Genomic DNA, 20,030 nt, shown 5'->3' with positions numbered 1-20,030 from the left:
CGTAAATCACAAGAGCTATTTGTGTGCGGTAACTGTGGCAATACTGACAATGCAGATAACAACGCATCAAAGGTCATAAAGAAACGGGCAATTAACCTAATATTAGACACTGGAACGGTGTTGTCTGGCGATGGAGTTCTAATAACTCAAGCAGATAGTGGACGTGGAGGCAATCGTAAGACTAGCCGAGTCAAAAGCTCGACTAGCGGTGTCCAACGAAGCGTCAAAAAAGAAAGGTTAGTAGCTTAGGCTATTATCTTGGAAGCTCGATGCCTTTAGGCGCGAGTAGTTCACAATGGCATCGACAGAAAAAGCAGCTGAATTAATGTTAGAGACAGGTGAGTTTTATACAGCCCAATCTCTCGGGAAAGCACTTTCTATTTCAGCAAATAAAGCGAGTGCACTTCTATATAACATCCGTACAACCAATAAGTATAAGACGGTTGATACTGGTGTCCCGAATAGCAAAGTAAAAGTGGTTGCTATATATGGCAGAAAATCCAGCATGAGAAGTTTACAAAAACAAGCTTTGCTGTTTGCCAGACCACCTATGCTTGCAAATGAATGAACTATTTGGAGGGCCTTATGTTATCAGTAAATGATGCAGCCGAATATATGCTTGAAAATGGAGAATACTTCACAGTAAAAAACTTGCTAAGCACTTTGATGTAAGTACCCGTAGAGCTTCAAGTTGGTTAGCGATTATCAAGAATGATGTTAAGTATTGTACAGCAAATTGGGGGGAGTCGGTTAAGCTACTTGGCGTTGGGGATAGAAAAGTTTCTTTGTCGCAATTACAGAAAAAGGCATTAATTTTTGAAAGACCGAAAATTCCAATCGGCGACTAATTATCCTTATAGAATAAGCTACATAATTTATTGTTATGTTAAATTGAGATTAGCTTGCAATGTTATGTAGGTTTTTGTTGGTTTTACAGTAATAGCGTCTTTTTATTTAGAATGTTAATTGAACATAAAAATAAAATGTTAAATTTGACTAGCGTTTATTGTGATTTCTAGTATTTTATTTCTAAACTATTGGTTCTTAATACTCAAATTTTGAGTTAACTCTAAAAAGGGAAGCTACCTAATGTGGTTTACAAATAAAAAATTGTTATCTGAGATAGCTTATCTAAAAGAGCAAACTGCTGAGTATGAAAATATTAAGCAGGAACTGAAAGAAGAGATGCTGTATTTTTTATTAAGTAAAAGTGGGCACATCTTAGAAGCAAATCATCGTTTTGCTGCAGCAATCGAAACTGAAGTTGAGGATCTAAAAGGAGCAAGCATTGAAAGCTTGATCTTAAAAAAGTCATTAAATAAACCTCATACACAAAAATTCTTGTCTGCACTTAAGAAAACTAACCATTGGCATGGTGCTTTACAGTTAAAAACGAAAACTGACAGAGAGTTGTGGCTTAGAAGTATTGTTCAACCTGTAAATGATGATATAGCTGTTTTTTCATCTGAACTCACTCGCACTATCTCTCATTCGAGAGACAAAGAAGATATGCTTGCTGCTCTTAGTCGTTCATCAGCTGTAATCGAGTTTACACTAGATGGAATAATTCTGAGTGCTAACGATAATTTTTTAAATGCAATGGGGTACTCTAAAAGCCAAGTACTAGGTAAGCACCATAGTATCTTTTGCACTCCAGAAGAGGCAAATTCAAATTCTTATAGAGAGTTTTGGTCAGAGTTAAAGTGTGGTCGCTTCATCTCTGATCGTTTTAAAAGAATAGATAGTTACGGCAATGAAGTATGGCTTGAAGCTTCTTATAACCCTATCCATGACGAAAATGGAGATTTATATAAAGTTGCTAAGTTCGCGACTGTCATTACAGAACAAATGAGAAGAGAGCAAGCTATTTCAGAAACAGCTGGCATTGCCTATGATATCTCAAAACAAACAGACTCTGATGCAGAAAATGGTTTAGGTGTTGTAAAGCAAGCCATCTCAACTATGAATGCGCTTTCTAAGAAACTTGAAACTGCGAGCGAAGGCATTAATAAACTTGATGTACAATCAGCAAAAGTCTCTCAGTTGGTTGAAAGTATTAAAGGAATAGCAGATCAAACTAACTTATTAGCACTTAATGCTGCAATTGAGGCAGCAAGAGCCGGAGAACAAGGACGTGGTTTCTCAGTTGTTGCAGACGAAGTAAGACAATTAGCATCAAGAACGAGCTTAGCTACAGAGCAGATAATTAGTGTAGTTGCTGAAAACAAACTACTAACACAGGACGCTGTTACTCAAATTGAAGCTAGTTTAGTAGAAGCCAAAGAAGCTTTGGATTTATCTAATAGTGCAGGTAATATTATCGATGATATTCAAAAAGGCGCAAAAGAAGTCGTTGAGGCTGTAGGCCAATTTAAAACAAACCTTTAATTTAGCTATCACAATTTGAAAGAGACTGAATACTACGACTAAAACAAGTCAGTCTCTGTTATAAATTTCTCTATCGAGTATGGCAAAGCGAGCAACAATGCTTACACCCGTCGACATTTGAATATTTGCTTTCTCTACTGCATCTTTGCAACTATGAAAGAAACCTAAATAAGTGCGGTCTGTTATCAAGTTGAAGTACGGGCATGACTCTGTATGTACCTCATGTTCACCTGTGTTTTGGGCGTTATCGTTAATGTAATAGTGTTCCAAAATTTCTCCTTAAATTATCCATTTTGTTTTATTACACGCGAATTCAAGTCCGAAGTGCACCACTCGCTAAATTAGGCTGCTTTGCGTAATTCATCGAATATTACCGCTGGTTGCCTAAACCCTAGACATTTTCTCGGCCTCGCATTGAGCGCCTTTTCTATGTGCGCAATTTGCTTATCTGTCACCGTTCGTAAATCAGTGCCTTTGCGAATATATTGACGCAACAAGCCATTAAAGTTCTCATTTAACCCTCTTTCCCATGATGAGTAGGGGTTAGCAAAGTAGATGTCGGTTTTTAGCTTGTCTGAAACATGCTCATGTTCACAAAACTCACTCCCGTTGTCTGCGGTTATCGTATGAACATGGCGTCGATAGCGCCACAGCATACCTATCATTGCTCTGCTCACTTGCGCTGCACTTTTTGCTGGCACTTTGCGTATCAGGTAAAACTTACTTGTACGCTCGACTAAACTAACGATTGCTCCCGTACCATGCTTGCCAAGTACTGTATCCGCTTCCCAATCACCAAACCGTGTCTTAGTGTCAACAATCGCAGGTCTATGTTCAATGCCAACACGATTTGGGATGATGACACGTTTGCTTCGGCTGCCTTTACGATAACGTCTGTGCCCTTGTCGCAGATGTTTGTATAGCTTGCCACCACTCAATTTATCTTTTTGAATATAGCCATAAATCCATTCATGACTCACAGGATGCCCGATAATTTTGCTTACACCCGCAACCTGCTCAGGGCTCCATTTTTGCTCCAATCCAAACTCAACGAACGCAATTGTAAGTGCTGGCATGGAATACTTGGCAGCTAGACGTTTTCGTTTACATGCCTTTGAATGTGCAACCTCAGGCAAGTAATGACTTCGAGTACTATTGCGCCTAACTTCACGACTTATAGTGCTGTGGCTCACTTTTAGCCTTTTCCCTATCTCTCGATAGCTAAAACCCTCGCGTAAGTAGGCCTCAATCTGGTATCTTTGCCCTTCGATCAACTGCTTGTAACTCATGGTATCTACTCTTGTTTTTTGGCGATTACAGAGTACCACCAACAGGCAGTTGATCTCTTCTCACCGTTTAACCATGAGTGGTGCACTTATTATCTGAATTCGGGCATAGTTAATATGTATTACTTACACATTAAGTAAAAACTAGCTAATAATTCCAAAAGCACCAGTTTAATATTCAAAAAATAATATTTTAAGACTAATAAAAAAGTGTGTCGCAAATTTGGTGTTTTAGCGTTATTGTTAGTAGGTACAAAGTATTGAGGGGACCCTTAATGGACAATTGCAGTGTTCTTATCATAGATGATGAAGAGATTAATACCTTACAGTTAGAACATGCTTTAGACGGAGTCGGAAATATTTCAACTTCTAATAACAGCTCTGAAGCATTACAGCTGATTGAAAAAACTAAACCAGACATTTTAATCCTTGATTTAGAAATGCCTACAGTAAGTGGTTTTGACATTTTAGAAGTGATACAGCAAAAGCCAACTCTGGCACATATTAGAACTGTTGTTATTACGTCTCACAGCGATCCTGCGATTGAAGAAAAAGCCTTATCTTTAGGCGCGATAGACTTTATTTCTAAACCGCTAAACCTCAGACTCTGTCGAATTCGTATTGAAAATCATATAAAAATCAAAACGCAAGAAAAAGTATTACAGCTAACACAAGAAGAACTATTTGCTGAAAAAGAGCAGTTGAGAATTACGATAGATTCGATTGCGGATGCAGTTATTTCTACGGATAAAAACGCAAATATTGTGTACATGAACCCTGTAGCACAAAGACTAACAGGGTGGTCACAAACTGCGGCGAAAGGTCGCCATATTGAAGAAGTCATGAAGTTATGCGATGCGACAACTAAAAAACCGTCGATTAACCCTCTATCTGTTGCATTAAAAGAAAATAGACCTGTCGCTATGGCTTTAAATACGCAATTGATCAGTAAGCAAGGCATAGAGCATCGAGTCGAAGACAGTGCCGCTCCAATTCTTGATAAAAACCATAATCAATGTGGTGCTGTTATGGTGTTTCAAGATGTAAGCGAAGCTTTAGCTATGTCGATGCAGATGACATATCTATCTCATCATGACCAATTAACATCACTACCAAATAGAGTATTACTTCACGATAGGCTCACGCAAGGTATCGCCCGAGCAGATTTCAATGATACTAAGTTAAGTTTAATGTTACTTGATTTAGATAAGTTCAAGTTTATTAATGATGCTTTAGGTCATCACGTTGGTGATGAGATAATTGCACATATTGGTCACAGCTTGGATCGATTCGCATGTAACGATATCACAGTCGCACGTGTTGGGGGAGATGAATTTGCACTCGTTGTTCCTCACTCGGCTAATTCTTTAAGTTTAGAGCCTCTGGTTAATCAGGTTCTTAATGTTATTGGTAAGCCTTTCAGGTCAGGTGGTGAGCAGCATGTTCTTTCAGCAAGTTTAGGCATAAGTGTGTACCCTGATGATGCATCAAGTGTTGAAGAAATGCTTCGTCATGCAGACTCAGCAATGTATAAAGCAAAAAAAGAATCTGCTAATAGTTATTTCTACTTTAGTGATGATTTACAAGTTGAAATGAATAGGCGTCTTGAGGTTGGAAATAAGTTAAGAAAAGCGCTCGATGCGAATGACCTCGATGTTCACTATCAGCCTAAATATGATTTAAACACTGACACACTGATTGGTGTAGAAAGCTTGGTTCGTTTAAAAGATGGGCAAGGTGGCTTTATTTCTCCTGTTCACTTTATTGAGTATGCAGAAGAAACGGGGCTTATTTTTCGCTTAGGAGAACAAGTTCTTGAAAAGAGCTGTATTGCAGCGAAAACTTGGCTTGATAAAGGTCTGCCTATTAAAGTAGCAGTAAATATATCTGCTAAACAATTCACAGATACTAAACTTGTAGACACTGTCGCCGAAATTCTTGAAAGAACCCAATTACCAAGTCGTTATTTAGAGTTAGAAGTGACAGAGTCGGCCTTGATTGAAAATTTTGATTATACTGTAAGTCAATTAAAGCTTATCTCTGGTATGGGGGTCAGTATTGCTCTTGACGACTTTGGAACTGGGTATTCCAGCCTTTCATATTTAAGGATGTTCCCATTGGATGTGCTAAAAATAGATCGGTCTTTTGTGCGTGATATGCTTGTTGATGCTCAAGCATTTAATATTGTTACTGCTATAATTGAACTGGCTCACTCTTTAAAACTCCAAATTGTGGCTGAAGGGATAGAAACTTCTGAGCAAAAAGACAGACTGCAAGAACTTGGCTGTCAAATAGGCCAAGGTTATTTACTTAGTAAGCCATTGAACTTCGACAACGCTGATAAACTAATTCAAACCAGTAAAGCTGAAGGAATATTATGCTCTTAAGTCTAAAGCCATTATCACAGTGTAAAGTATTCATTGTTGATGATGATGAGATGGCCAGGTTAAGTCTAGGTGTTATTTTAGAAGATCATTTTTTCGTGGATGCATACTCTTCTGGTCAGGCTGTTTTAGAAGCATGTGAGGATTTACTTCCAGATTTGATTTTACTAGATATTAATTTACCGGATATAAGTGGTCTGGATATATGTAGGCGACTTAAGGCTAAAGCTACATTCGAAAATATCCCAATAATTTTCATCACTTCGAATTACGATACAGGGTGTCAAAATGCATGCTGGGAAGCCGGAGCTAGCGATTTTATTGGTAAACCCATCACAGCATCCACGTTGATACATCGTACAAAAAATCACTTAGAGAATAAGCTTCGATTAGAAAAACTATTACAGCTTACTTATAAAGATTCGTTGACAGGCTTATTTAACCGTCACTATTTGGATTTAGAAGTTGCAAACGTTTTTAAACAGACTTCAAGAGAGAGGAAACCGTTCAGCTTGCTAATGCTGGATATCGACTACTTTAAATTATACAACGATCAATACGGGCATCCGCAAGGAGATGCTTGCCTAAAAATAATTGCTGATGTTATTGAGCGATCTATTCAAAGACCTCAAGATATAGCAATACGATATGGTGGCGAGGAGTTTCTTGTCATACTGCCATTCACTGACTTCGACGGCGTTAAATTCATATGTGATCGTATTTCAGCAGAGCTTGAGGCAATTAATATCCCACATGTTAAGTCTTTATGGGGCCGCGCTACAGTTAGTATCGGTGGGGTTATCTATGAGCACCAAAATAAGGTGAGCTTAGGCGAGTTGATTAATTGCGCAGATAAAGCGCTTTATGCGGCTAAAAGTGATGGGCGAAACTGTTTTAGGCTTAGTTTTTGTGATTGATTTAGACTTTTCTTACTGCTTTTTGTAGAAACCTCAGAAACATAGCCTATACTTTGGAGATTGTTAACTTACCAAGAAATACAATGGAACATTCCCAAAAGCGTCGAGACTTTCTAAAAACACTCGGTGTTGGTGCTGCGGCATCAACACTTGCGTTTAAAGCCCCTTATGTTTTTGCAAAGAACAAAGTAACCCTTCGTGTAATGGGAACACATGTTACGTTGCAAGAAGAGCTTAGACAGAGAGCAATACGCGAGCTAGGTATAAACATCGAGTTTACGCCTATGGGGAGTGCCGCCGTTTTACAAAAAGCAGCAGCAGACCCTAGTTCTTTTGATTTGTTTGAGCAATGGTCTGACTCTATTAATATTTTGTGGCAAGCAGATGCAATTCAGCCAATCGAGGTTGATAGACTCGTTTATTGGGATGAAATAAACCCACTTACCAAGACTGGCAAAATTGTACCAGATGCAAAGTTAGGCGCAGGCGATTCACCAAATAAGCTTCTTTACGCACAGCCGGATGGTTCGTTAGGAGAAACACCATCCAAATTAATTAGCTTCATGCCTTATGTACATAATGTCGATTCATTTGGCTATAACACGAATGTTATTGAAAAAGGTATTCCCTACGAAACAGAATCTTGGGCATGGTTATTAGATGAAAAGAATAGAGGGAAAGTAGCATTAGTGAATGCACCAACAATAGGCATTTTTGACGCTGCTCTAGCTGCTCAAGCTAAAGGATTAATGAAATTTAATGATTTCGGCAACATGACTATTGCCGAGATTGACCAATTATTTGCCATTTTATTTGAAAAGAAACGGCAAGGTCATTTTTCAGGTTTTTGGACGTCAGTACCGCAATCTGTTGATTTTATGAAAACAAAAAGAGTAAATATCCAAAGTATGTTCTCACCAGGTGTCAGTGCGCTAAATGGGCAAGGCATTCCAGTAACTTATGCATCGCCAAAAGAAGGTTACAGAGCATGGCATGGAGTTATGTGTTTATCAAAAAATACCCATGGGCATGTTAAAGATGCTGCGTATGAGTATATGAACTGGTGGTTATCTGGCTACCCAGGTGCATTTATAGCAAGGCAAGGATATTACATTTCTAACCCTAGTCGTAGCCAACCGCTTATGTCTAAACCTGAGTGGAACTATTGGTATGAAGGACAAGAAGCGTCAACTGACTTGAAGGGAACAGACGGAAAAGTATCTATTAAAGCAGGCGAAATAAGGGATGGTGGCAGTTATATTAAACGGTTTTCGAATATTGCGGTTTGGAATACTGTGATGCCAAATTATGATTACAGTTTAGATAAGTGGTATGAACTACTTAACGCATAAGGAAATAAATTGTTAAGTTTTTTTTCAAAATCTCTTGCTGTCAAAATGTCGCTAGCAATGGTGCTTGTCTTAGTCGCTATGAGCGCGAGTTATTTGATTATGAATCAAAGGCTTAAAACGATTGAGGACTCTTTCAATAACATCGGTAAGATTAGCAATTATGCTGTAGATATTTTAAAAATTAATAAAGATATTGTTGAGATGCAAAGGGATATCTCAGTTTATGGTGCGTCAGGTAGTGCCCCCGTTTTTAAAAAAATCATGGAAAATTATGACAGTATTGAAAAGCGATTAGCTGAAATTAATGTAGTAAAAGGCGCAGAAAGTATTCAAATTCATCTTGATGGTATGACGGAGCTTGTAAATCGTTATGGCGCTAATTTAAAAGTACTGACACTTCGTTTTACACAACGGAATGACTTAATTGAAAAAGAATTACCGCAAATTTATTTAAATGCAATTTCACTTCTTGAAAATTTAAAAGCGAAGGCTACTGATACAAATGAGAAGTTGTTTGTTACAGAGTACCTTAATCTATGGCATATGCTACATCGTGATGCTTATCAATTTTTAACAAAAAAAGATTATGTCAAAAGAGCTGAAGTTGAAAAAATACTGAACTCGCTATCTAAAAACGTTGCAGATAAATCTAAATTTAAAAATATGATCGATTTGTCTAATAGCTATCGAAATACTTTTTCAAAAAGTGTTCAGGCTAATCGAAACTATTTAAGCTTAGTAAATGTAGTAATGGCTGGAGATGCAATTGAATTTAGTACGCTTGCGAATAGCTTAAGGGAAGATTCATTAACTCAGCTAAAACAAATAAAACGGGATGCTCAAAAGACGGTTTCAATGACAGAAAGCATTTTAAATGTACTTGCTTTGATAGTTGTTATTTACATTGTCTCTCTATCAGCATTCTTTCACTTGCAAATTATACGTGCGATTAAACGCTTAACAAATAGCTTCACACATTTCTTAGACGGAGATTTGGAAGCACAAATTTATGATTTAAAAAGAAAAGACGAAATTGGTATTTTAGCCAAGGCAGCTAATAAGTTTAGAGAGCTAAGTAAAGACCTATCTGAAGCGAAGCAAAGTGCTGAGCATACAACAAAAGTTAAGTCAGAGTTTTTAGCAAATATGAGCCATGAAATTAGAACACCGATGAATGGTATTTTAGGCATGGCTCGCCAGATGAGCCGCACGACACTCACACAAGAACAAAGCAAAATGCTACACCTCATACAGTCTTCAGGTGCTAGCTTATTAGTGATTATTAACGACATTCTTGATTTGAGTAAAATTGAGGCTTCAAAAATTGAACTTGAGTCTGAACCAGTAGATTTAAGCTATCTTTTAGAGGAGCTAAAACACCTATTTCAGGAGCAAGCAGCTAGTAAGAATATTCAGCTTTATATCTCTACAACTCCGGAAGTTGAAAAACTGACTTTTTTGGCCGATGAAACGCGCTTAAAGCAGGTATTGATAAATTTACTGGGTAACGCTGTTAAGTTCACAGAGAGAGGAAGCGTTTCGTTAACTGTAAACATACAAGAGATTGGGTTTGATGAAGTAAAGCTTACGTTTAATGTATCAGACACAGGGATCGGGATTGCAAGTGAACACTTGAATACACTATTTGAAGCATTTTCTCAGGCAGATACGTCTATTACAAGACGTTTTGGTGGTACAGGGTTGGGCCTCACTATATCAAATAAATTATTAGATTTGATGGAAGCACCTCTACAAGTCGAAAGTGCACTAGGAGAAGGATCTCATTTTTATTTTTCTCTGTTAGCAAAGCGCACACTATCTTCAATGGACTTAGATCATAAAGATGCTTCATTAACTACACCTAAAGAAGATATAGATTTATCGAATATTAATGCGCTTGTTGTCGAAGATAATGACATTAATCAGATAGTGATTGAAGCGATGCTCAATGAATTTAATATTACCTCTATAAATATGGCAAACAATGGTCAGGAAGCTGTTGAACAATGTGAACTAGGTGTATTTGATATTATCTTTATGGATATGCAAATGCCAGTATTAGATGGTCCGCAAGCCACTGTAAAAATTAGAGAGTTTTCTGCTTTCAAACATACACCAATTATTGCTTTAACTGCTAATGTATTAAGTGCAGATAAGCAGCGCTGTTTTGATGCCGGAATGGATGATTATATCGCAAAGCCACTCGAGTATGACGCTTTGAGGTCTATCTTGCTAAAGTGGTGTAGAACAAATATTAAGCGGACATAGTATGGATATTTATAATAAAGGTGGTGCAAGTTTAGTTGGTTCGAAGGTATTTTTAACAATAGTTTCCTTTGTGTTTTTTATTTTTGCCTTATTTGCAGTTTATTTTTTTGAAGGACACGTTAAAAGTGATGTTTTAGGGTCAATTGATCAAGAGTTTACTGAGACACAAGAGCGCTTAAAAGAAATAGTAACTAGTTCAATTGCTGAGTCAAAATCAGATCTCCGCTTTTTATACTCAACCCCCCCTATATCGGGATTACCAAGAGCTGAATTTAATGATGGAATTGATCCATACGATGGTACTACATACAACCAATGGAAAGAGCGTCTAGAAACCATATTTATTGGCTTTATGGAAAATAACCTTGCAGTTGAGCAACTTCGTATTGTCGCTGTTACAGCCGAGGGTAAAGAGTTAATACGCGTGCAAAGGGTAGGTGTATCTGTAGAGGCTGTACCTGATTACTCATTGCAAGCTAAAAGCGGTGAGCCATACTTTTTACCAAGCTCTCAGCTTGAAACGAATCAAATTTACATGTCGCCACTTACATTAAATAAAGAATTTGGTGAAGTGGTTTTTCCCTACCAGCCAATGTTACGTTTTTCTATTCCCATTTTTAGTGATAAAGGAAAGCGGTATGCATTTTTAATTATGAATGTAAATGCGAATGCACTCATTAATAATCTTAAACATACAGTTTTCGATTACTCGGAGTTAATCATTAGTAGCTCTGAAGGTGACTTTGTCTACCATCCTATTGAAGAATATCAATTTTCACGAGACTTAAATCCTGACATAACGTGGGATAAACTTTACAAGCAGAAAATACAATATCAGGGATTGTATACGGTAGAACCAAAACTTAACCCTGAATTACAGTTTTATGTTCATTCGGAAAAGGTACAAACAAGACCAGGTAATAAGTATGGGTATATAAACTTTAGTCTTCTAGTTCCTGATAAACATATAGAAGCATTGATTAATAAGAAGCGTATCATTACATACAGTTTTTTAGTTGCAGTCATAGCTTTAACCTCTGTGTTATTAATCATGTTTTATCGAAATGCGACAAGAAGTCAGTTATTAGCAGAAGCTCGCAGAGAAGCCTCTGCAATAGTTGATGGGTCTATCGATGCAATCGTTGGGTTAAATTTAGATGGTGAGTTAACAAGTGTAAATAATACGGCGGAGCGTTTGTTATCAATTTCTAAAGTGACAGCATTAGGGAAGCTAGCCAAAGATGTTGAGTTTCTCTCAAAATTACCAATCCACACCTACGTAACTGATATTAAAAGCTCTAAATCACAAATTAAAGATGAATTATCTGAACAGTTTGGCGAAACAACGCTTCATTACGCTATATCTGTTAGCCCTGTTTTTTCTGAACACAATACCTTAATAGGGCTTGCTTTAATTATTAGAGATATAACAAAAGAAAAAGATGCAGAGATAAAAGTAAAACGATTAAATACAGAGCTTGAAGCGAAAGTTAGAAAGCGTACTCAAGCGCTTGCTGAGGCCAAAGATGATGCTATCAAGCATAGCGATATAAAAAGTGCTTTCATATCGAATATAAGCCATGAGCTTCGTACTCCGCTTAATGGAGTCATTGGTACTTTAAATATTTTAAAACGAGAAGAGTTGTCTGATAAATCACGAAACCTTGTTGAAATGATGGATCTAAGTGCGTCAAATTTAAATCTATTAATTAATGACATACTTGATTTATCAAAGATCGAAGCAGGTAAACTGGATCTAAATCTTAAAACAATCAATTTACAACTGCTAATTGAAAGATTAGTTGAATCGAGTGCTATTCGAGCCTTTGATAAAGGATTAAATGTATATTTAGATACCAGTGACTTAAACTGTGAGAATGTTAAAACAGATCCGCTCAGACTCACCCAAATTTTAAATAACTTAATCAGTAATGCGATAAAATTTACTGACAAAGGCTATATCAAAGTCATTGTTAGTTCTGAGCGCATATCAGAAGGTACACATAATTTAAAAGTGAAGGTCCAAGATACGGGAATAGGGATCGCGCCTAGTACACAAGGACAATTATTTGATGCATTTCAGCAGGCAAGTACTGCAATATCAGAAAAGTTTGGGGGGTCTGGACTTGGCTTGTCTATTTGTAAACAATTATGCCAATTAATGGATGGAGACATTTCTGTAAGTTCAACGTTAAACCAAGGCAGTGTTTTCACCTTCAATATTAAAGTTCGCTGCAATGCAGAAAGCATTCAGGTTCCTGAAAAATGTTACGAGAATAAAGCAATTTTGGTGGCGAGCAGTAATCAGAATATTTGGGAAGTTTTAGATAAGGCAATCAGTTTACAGGGAGGTATTGTCAGCACATGCTCTATGGCGGAACTTGGTGCACATAAAAGCAAAGCTTTTGACTACGTGTTCTTAGACTATGAAGATGATACTACTAATAACATAGGTTCAATCATTGAAGTTTTAAGCGAAAATAACAAAAGTGCTCAATTTATAACGTTTCATCAACCAGGAAATCCACTCCCTAAAGGTATTGCATCAAAAGTATCTCAAATCACTAAACCTATAACCCAAACAGAGCTGGTGCAAGTAGCTGGCTACGAAGTGCCAAAAAGTGAGCCATTATATCTACTTTCTGAAACCAGCGGCTTTGAACTTTCAGATGATGTCATTGAGCAATTAAAAGATTGTACGGTATTGATTGTCGATGATAACGAAATCAACATTGAAGTTGCTAAAGGCGCATTAGATGAGCTGCCTATAAATATTTTAACAGCAAGTAATGGACAAGATGCACTTGAACTTTTAAATCACTTCAACACAAATGAGAAGCAAATAAACTGCATACTGATGGATTGCCAAATGCCAATTTTAGATGGTTATCAAGTATGTGAAAAAATACGCACAGGAAAAGCAGGAGATTCGTTTATTGATATTCCTATCATTGCAATGACCGCAAGCGCTATGGCTGGTGAAAAGGAAAAATGCTTAGCTGTGGGGATGAGTGATTATGTGAGTAAGCCAATTGAGGCAGTTAAAGTATTAGAAAAGGTCGTCAAATGGTCGTTATCAAGCTACGAGGGACAATCTAAAGCAATGCCTCTTGCTGCTAATGAACTCGAAGAAGAAAAGCTCTGGGACCGCGAACAAGCCCTTGCACGATTATTAAATAAAGAAGTCTTACTAAACAAAATTTGTGAAGTGTTTGTTGTAAAAGCACCTATTAAAGTGCAGGAACTAATAGAGCAACACAAACAAGGGAATAGTGAAGAGGTCCGTCAAATAGCGCATGCGTTAAAAGGGATGTGTGGTGAAATTAGTGCTAACAAACTAAGAGAAATATTTTCTGATATTGAGGTGGTAGCTGAGAAAGGTAATTTAGATATAGGCACTCAACTAGACTCAATTGAACAATTGATACCTAAGTTAGTAGAAGATATGGCAAGGAGAGATGTGTGATAGAGTATCAACAGGTGAGTTTTATTAGCTCACCTGTATTGTGTGTTTATTAAATGTTTTCTTTGAGAATGACGGAGATTGCCTCATCTAGCTTCTCTTGAATATCCTTCGGAACTCGACCGAATTCATAAGAAAAGTTTCTTCCTTTCACTTTTTTGCGAGCAAACTGATCTTTATTTTCAAATTTGAATAATGTGGTCACAACTGGTTTATCTGTAGTTGGCTTGAAGGACTTAGATTCATCCGCTATTAGTTTGCTGAGTTTGTCTTTAAGGTCTTCTTTGATAAAGCCACCACTAACTTTTAGCTCATTAACTTTACTTTTTAGCTCTTCAGTGAAATCACTTAGTTGATCACCTAATAAAGCCTGTGTTGCCAATAGCGCTTTATAGTCACTGTGGTTGAGCAATGAAATATCTGGAAAAACAGAAATTAAATCACTATCGATTGTTGCGGCCTGTAGTGCTTTACTTACCTTTGATTGACTTAAGCCATGACGTTCCGCTAACTCAGCCTGGTTCAACTTCTTGCCATGTTCAGCTAAGTACGCCTCTTTGTCTCGCTCTAAGCGTAATCCAATTTCACGTAAGCTGTGCTCTTTAAATGACTGTAGTGATGTAGCGAGAGCCTTTGCATCGTTTAGACTGATTTCGTCATCAGTAACTAGCATTGAGAAAGTTTCTATAGCACCGCTTTTCTCAAGTACATAGGCGCGACGGCGTGAACCATCAAGAACGTCAATCTTATTATCCGGCAGACGTCGACCAATTGCTGGGTAGAACTGTTGATTATCTAATGTTGATAAGTCTTGAAGCGACTCTTCTGTTAATAGTGATTGTTCGCGCCCATTGATTTCAAAAGTGACGACTGTATTTGATTTAAGCTGCTCATATGACAACGTAACCGGTGTGAATGTGGCTTCTTGGCCTGACTTTAATGTCCAGACTTTACTTTGACCTACGCTGACTACTCCCAGATGCTTAGAGAGCACTTCATCAAGTGGTGTTTCACTCTTTTCAGCTTCAATTCTCAAGCGCTTGGCCAAACTCTCAAGTTGGTTCTTATTGCTATCTGCAATAGCTTCTTCTGAGCCTGCAGTGTTGCCGAGTGGAGAGACCGTACCTCTTTTTTTAGCCATTTTTATTGCTCCTTCTCTTGTTCGCGCCACACTTTTTGAATATCACGGTGTAGTTGGCTGGTAACTTCATATCCATTTTGTTGTGCATTCTGGAAAGTCATCTTGGTTTTAGGGTATTCACTTTTAGACATATCAAATACGGTTGATAGTAATGATGAAGCTTGTCTCACAGCTTCACTATTGTTGAACTCTGTTGAGTAAAGGTAAGTTGAAAAACTATCATAAAGGTTGTTCTGTAAATCAGTAGTGGTTGAACTCTCTTTGTGATTTGTAAGCAGTATTTTCATAAAGTCATAACCCGGGTGTTTCGCATTTTTTAGTAGCGTCCATACTTGCGGGATATAACTAAAATATGAGCACGTAGCATCAATATCATTTTCAGTAACAGATAATGGGAAAATAACACTCGTACCAGCGTAGTAAGCGTTGTATGTCGCGTAGCCTAATGATGGAGGCGTATCTATGATAATGATATCGAATTCATCTTTAACTTGTTCAATGATGTCGTGCAGTATCGAGTAAGGAGAGCTTAGTTGCTGGTTGAATACTGCTTCATGAAACCAGCCCTCAATTGCTCGATCTGATTGTGAAGCTGGTAAAATACGCAAGTTAGGAATAGTGGTCGGCAAGAACGCTTCACTGATAGCTTCTTTTAGCGTTTCGTTTTCATCAAGCTCATAGTTCCCCATGATTAAGTCACCAACAGATAAGCAGCCTTCTTGTGCTGATTCAGGGGCATAATACATTGATAAAGTGCCTTGGCCATCCATATCAATTAAGCCTACACGATAGTTTTGATGAAACTCAGTTGCCAAACCAGATGCAGCTGTAGCTGCAGTAACAGTCTTACCAACACCACCTTTTTGGTTTTGAACAACTATAACTTGTAGGTCTTGGCTTTCACTGCGAACAAATGGTAATTGTTTTTTTAGTTCATCAGGAAGTGAATCTCGTACTTTGTAGACCTCTTCGATATCCAATAACCACTGACTCTCTTCATGTCTTCTTGGGTTAATTTTTAGAGCTTTGCAGTACTTATCTAACGTTCTTGCATCAATATCTAAGTACGCCACTGCTTCAGCTTTAGTAAACACTCTAAGCTCTTTGCGGTGGTTATTTAGAAGGCGTCTATTACGGCGTTGAATGTACAGTTCTGAACCTTCTTTTAGCTCGTCAAACGAGATATCGGTAGCTTCTACTTTAGAGATAGTCATTGTGAACCTTACTGAATGTGTTTTTTTATAGTGTATGCTTTAATTTTTAGATGGTAAAGCGAAAATTAATGCATGAGCTAATTTTTAATGCTCAAAAAATATTATCTCAAATTCTTCTTAAAAAAGCCTGTTTTTCTTATAAATTTTGATTTTTTCACGCTGTTAAGCGCGATTTACTGGATAGCATAGGATGGTCGTCAGTTATTAATTATCTGGTGTTTTCTATGAATAATCAGCAATACTCAATGGCCGAGCGATGGCTTAATTTATTTGAGCTGTGTTTGGGTTTGATGTTTTTTAGTGCAGGAGCTTTCTATGCTTATCTGTTTTGTATGACAGGTAAAACTGATTTCATATTGCTATTTGTGACGTTCATAGGCTTTGTGGCTGGTATAGCAATGATAGGGAGAGCCATCGTTTGCATGTCTGCTTGGCACTCACATCACAATCAAAGGAGTTGTAATCGAATGTTTACTTTAAAACGAATTGGGCATGATGACGTTAAATTAAGTGATGTTAAGACGCTTGAAGATATAGTTAGAAAACTAGTTTCGTCATATGCTTCTATCCGTATTACTAAGAAGAGTGGGTTGAATAATGTTATCTTCGTTACCGTTGAAAATGGGGTTGTAAAGGATACATATACAGGAGAATTGATAGACTTTGAAGCATTGGGCAGTTAACACCATGAAAGTGTTTATATACTGGCTAATTCAAAACCCTAACATCTTAGCTATGATTTTATTAGCTTTCCTCTTACTCACCGCGATTATATTCATAATTTTATGCTTTAACTTTAGCCTGGCTTTAGGGCTGCTTTATTTAGTGTGTGAATACGCGGCTATACGCTTCCTACTAATGCCTTTCATTAGTGAAGTGCTGCGCCCATAGCTAGCGCACTAATAGAATAGCTTGGTACGCTCCATGAGCATGCTAATAGCATTAGACTCCCTGCTTTTAACTTTAGGTGATAGTAAATCTTTGAATTGCGCTGTTTCAAATACATGGAGATGGTTATCACCTTGTATTGATTTACAGTTAGGGCAAGTGTTTGCCCAGTACTTACCGCCGTATTGCTTAGAAAATCTCAGCTCAATTGTATAAGGGCGCGGAAATGGTGGTTCATCTTCGCAAAATGGCGTCCCTAACCACCAAAACACGGGGATTACTTCTGAACATCTATAGCAAGTTTCAATGTCGGCTATGAACGGCTTATCTGGGGATTTGCGAGCAGTTGTGTACAGCTCTCTAGGAATTGAGAACTTATCTGCAACAGCAATTATTTTAGAGCCTTTCTTGCTGGTATTGCTGCATGATTGGCAAAGCCTTGGTGATAGCTTTGAGTTTAGAGGTCGCCAATTGTATGGATCTTTAAGAACGTCAGAGGCATTAAGTTTGATCCAGCTTCTTAATGCCGAACCATTTGAAATGCTATATGGTCTCCAGTCTTGCTCTTGTTCAGATACAATTTCGATGCCCAAATAGATTGACTGTCCTTTATGGCTAAATTGCCCAATCACATCACATACTGAGTCATGGTAGTAATAATCAGTTTGAACCCCTTCAAATGTACAATATTTTATATCTCTTTGTATTTCTTTGAGGCATTGATAGCAATTTTGATGGATCTGTATTGTTGTCTCAGCCTTTTTGTTTTCTAAGATGACATCTTTAATTAGTTTTTTGGCTTTCTTATAACTATCACTTAGGCTGATGCAGTTGTTAGTTTTTGGGTGGATGAGCATCTTATTTTGCATAGAAGACAAATCACACATAAGCGCTTCACCACAATATGGACAAGTATAGGTTCCGCCCACTTGAATCGATTGAGCTGCAATTAAATGGCCTGAGTAATTGATACCAAATGGGACCGGTATTTCGTGCATATTTGTATCTTTATTTAAGGAATTATTTAAGATAGTCTGCTATACATGATTTAATAACATTAAAAAACACTATAGGTGCATCATGGAAATGCCCGATTTATCGCATAATTTTAAGCTATTCATGTTGGCTTTTAACATTACCATTCTTTCAATTGGGTTGGGTTATTTTATTTACTCTGGGGTTTATACCTTGGTAGGGTTCTTCTAAATAATCTTTATGCTTTCGCAATAGGTAAATCTGAAAGTTTTGTTGTATAACTCAAAGGTGCTAAATCATCTTTAGGCCGCCAAGACTGAGAGAACCCTTCACTTGCGAGCTTTATTGCACTACGTCCAAATTTTCTATTTATCTCATCAATGACCAACGTTTTTGAGCTAATATTCAGTGGTAAAGTCTCAGATAACAGTTCAAGTTGTTGCATATCATCGTGTAATGAAAGTTCTTCAAAAATAACGCCAGCTTTTTTGTATTTAAACCCCTTCTTATAAATAGCTTTTAATGCAAAGCTTGCATAAGACACCAGTGTTGATGTATCCGCGGTGGGGTAGGGTAGTTTAATTGATTGTGACTTATGATACTGCGGCTCTGCCTGTCTAAATGAATCTGTGTGGATGAATATTGTTATTGCCGATGTGTAAGATTTAAATCGACGAAGTTTAAACGCAGCCTTTGTTGCATGTGCTGTAACAGCTTCAGAAAGCTCCGTAAGCTCTATCACCGGTTTTCCCATACTCTGAGATACGCAAATTCTATCGCGAGAGTCGTTTACATCTTTCAATTCAACCGCAGATTTTCCTCGTAACTCTTCCACAGTACGGGCAAGAACAACTGTGAACGTCTTTTTGATCCAACTAATGTCGGCATTTTTAAGGTCATACCCCGTATAGATTCCAAATTTATTTAGCTTTTTAGTAGTTCTACTTCCAACCCCCCAAATATCCTCTACAGGAGTATGTTTGAGAGCCCAATCAATTTTGTATTGTGAATCTAATACAACCACACCATTGGTGTGTTCTTTCCACTCTTTCTTTTTGGCGCAGTGACTTCCAAGTTTCGCTAGTGTCATTGTCTGAGATATACCCAAGCCACAACTAATACCTAAGTTCCTCTTAAGTGTCCTCTGTATGGTGTGTGCGTAGTCTTTTATATCTTTTGTAAAGTTTATATCGATGCGCCCAAAGCATTCATCAACAGAGTATCGTATTGTATCGAATAGGAAGTACTCTAACTCGGTATGAAAACGGTTACTCAAATCACCAAACAGCGTGAAATTACTCCCCCACAAGTGACCACCATGCGCAGCCACCAGTTGTTTAACTTTAAATGCTGGCTCTCCCATTTTGATACCTAAATCTTTGATAGCTTGATTTCGAGCTACAACATTGCCCTGGTTAGAACTAAGAACGCCAAGAGGGGTTTTATCAAAGTCGTATTGGGGGTTAAAGAGTTGGCAAAACGAAACGTAAGCAGCATTGATGTCGCAAAGAACCCACATAATTAGAATATCTTGATTAAACCAGTGACAACGCCCCAGACTACATGAGTATCCCAGTCATTGTTTTCATCGATATCAATTTCAATTGGCTCGAAGTCGGGGTTTTTAGGCGTTGTTTCCTAAAAGTTTGAACTATCTTGCCAGCCTGTGATCAGATCATCTATATCCTACTAGCCTGTGCAACAACAATGAGCAAAATCACAAACTGGTCTCACTATAATCAAGCCCTCGTTAA

At 37.6% G+C, this 20,030-nt stretch carries 14 protein-coding genes; 8 read left to right on the top strand and 6 right to left on the bottom strand.

The genetic code is table 11. The annotated features are described in order from the left end of the window. The first annotated feature begins 295 nt into the window (after window positions 1-295). Complete coding sequence (locus tag ABMY41_RS18595) at window positions 296-568, top strand: hypothetical protein (protein ID WP_036973967.1); 273 nt, start codon at window positions 296-298, stop codon at window positions 566-568. Between the two features lie 521 nt (window positions 569-1,089). Next, entirely contained in the window at window positions 1,090-2,388 is a 1,299-nt protein-coding gene (locus ABMY41_RS18590) for a PAS domain-containing methyl-accepting chemotaxis protein (RefSeq protein WP_036973965.1), read from the top strand. A 48-nt stretch (window positions 2,389-2,436) separates the two neighbouring features. On the opposite strand, the gene ABMY41_RS18585 is transcribed toward ABMY41_RS18590, so the two are convergent. Further along, complete coding sequence (locus ABMY41_RS18585) at window positions 2,437-2,658, bottom strand: hypothetical protein (RefSeq protein ID WP_230237297.1); 222 nt, start codon at window positions 2,656-2,658, stop codon at window positions 2,437-2,439. 71 nt (window positions 2,659-2,729) lie between these two features. Next, on the bottom strand, window positions 2,730-3,677 hold the full coding sequence (locus ABMY41_RS18580) for an IS30 family transposase (protein WP_199524813.1): 948 nt from the start codon (window positions 3,675-3,677) through the stop codon (window positions 2,730-2,732). A gap of 272 nt (window positions 3,678-3,949) precedes the next feature. On the opposite strand from ABMY41_RS18580, the gene ABMY41_RS18575 reads away from it, so the two are divergent. From ABMY41_RS18575 to ABMY41_RS18555, 5 genes are all read left to right on the top strand, one after another. Then, window positions 3,950-6,061: an EAL domain-containing protein gene (locus ABMY41_RS18575; RefSeq protein WP_253040079.1), complete on the top strand. Its 2,112-nt coding sequence runs from the start codon at window positions 3,950-3,952 to the stop codon at window positions 6,059-6,061. Continuing rightward, window positions 6,052-6,975: a diguanylate cyclase gene (locus ABMY41_RS18570; protein WP_235373945.1), complete on the top strand. Its 924-nt coding sequence runs from the start codon at window positions 6,052-6,054 to the stop codon at window positions 6,973-6,975. Before ABMY41_RS18575 ends, ABMY41_RS18570 begins: the two co-directional genes overlap by 10 nt. A 203-nt stretch (window positions 6,976-7,178) precedes the next feature. After that, window positions 7,179-8,327, top strand: coding sequence for an extracellular solute-binding protein (locus ABMY41_RS18565; RefSeq protein WP_235378188.1), 1,149 nt, complete (start codon window positions 7,179-7,181; stop codon window positions 8,325-8,327). A gap of 9 nt (window positions 8,328-8,336) precedes the next feature. Beyond that, the gene (locus tag ABMY41_RS18560; protein ID WP_235378180.1) at window positions 8,337-10,595 is read left to right on the top strand and encodes an ATP-binding protein; all 2,259 of its coding nucleotides are present in this window, start codon (window positions 8,337-8,339) and stop codon (window positions 10,593-10,595) included. Between the two features lies 1 nt (window position 10,596). After that, window positions 10,597-14,061 carry an ATP-binding protein gene (locus ABMY41_RS18555; RefSeq protein WP_253040080.1) on the top strand — a complete coding sequence of 1,155 codons (3,465 nt, stop codon included), beginning with the start codon at window positions 10,597-10,599 and terminating at the stop codon, window positions 14,059-14,061. A gap of 49 nt (window positions 14,062-14,110) precedes the next feature. Here the strand turns inward: ABMY41_RS18555 and ABMY41_RS18550 are convergent, their stop codons facing one another. Both ABMY41_RS18550 and ABMY41_RS18545 read right to left on the bottom strand, forming a co-directional pair. Then, a complete protein-coding gene (locus ABMY41_RS18550) occupies window positions 14,111-15,199 on the bottom strand; it encodes a ParB family protein (RefSeq protein ID WP_235373949.1) in 1,089 nt (362 codons plus the stop codon). 2 nt (window positions 15,200-15,201) lie between these two features. After that, the gene (locus ABMY41_RS18545) at window positions 15,202-16,413 is read right to left on the bottom strand and encodes an AAA family ATPase (protein WP_036973958.1); all 1,212 of its coding nucleotides are present in this window, start codon (window positions 16,411-16,413) and stop codon (window positions 15,202-15,204) included. Between the two features lie 224 nt (window positions 16,414-16,637). Here ABMY41_RS18545 and ABMY41_RS18540 point away from each other — a divergent pair, with 224 nt between their 5' ends. Continuing rightward, entirely contained in the window at window positions 16,638-17,096 is a 459-nt protein-coding gene (locus ABMY41_RS18540; protein WP_230237285.1) for a hypothetical protein, read from the top strand. Between the two features lie 216 nt (window positions 17,097-17,312). On the opposite strand, the gene ABMY41_RS18535 is transcribed toward ABMY41_RS18540, so the two are convergent. Together ABMY41_RS18535 and ABMY41_RS18530 are read right to left on the bottom strand one after the other, a co-directional pair. Then, window positions 17,313-18,299, bottom strand: a complete 987-nt coding sequence (locus tag ABMY41_RS18535; protein ID WP_230237283.1) for a hypothetical protein — start codon at window positions 18,297-18,299, stop codon at window positions 17,313-17,315. 215 nt (window positions 18,300-18,514) lie between these two features. Beyond that, entirely contained in the window at window positions 18,515-19,795 is a 1,281-nt protein-coding gene (locus tag ABMY41_RS18530; RefSeq protein ID WP_118845455.1) for a Y-family DNA polymerase, read from the bottom strand. Between the last annotated feature and the right edge of the window lie 235 nt (window positions 19,796-20,030).

Origin of the sequence: Pseudoalteromonas sp. BZA4, from assembly GCF_040104395.1 — a bacterium.
Taxonomy (GTDB): domain Bacteria; phylum Pseudomonadota; class Gammaproteobacteria; order Enterobacterales; family Alteromonadaceae; genus Pseudoalteromonas.
Note: the sequence above shows the minus strand (reverse complement) of the source record. Positions and strands in the feature narration are given on the sequence as shown.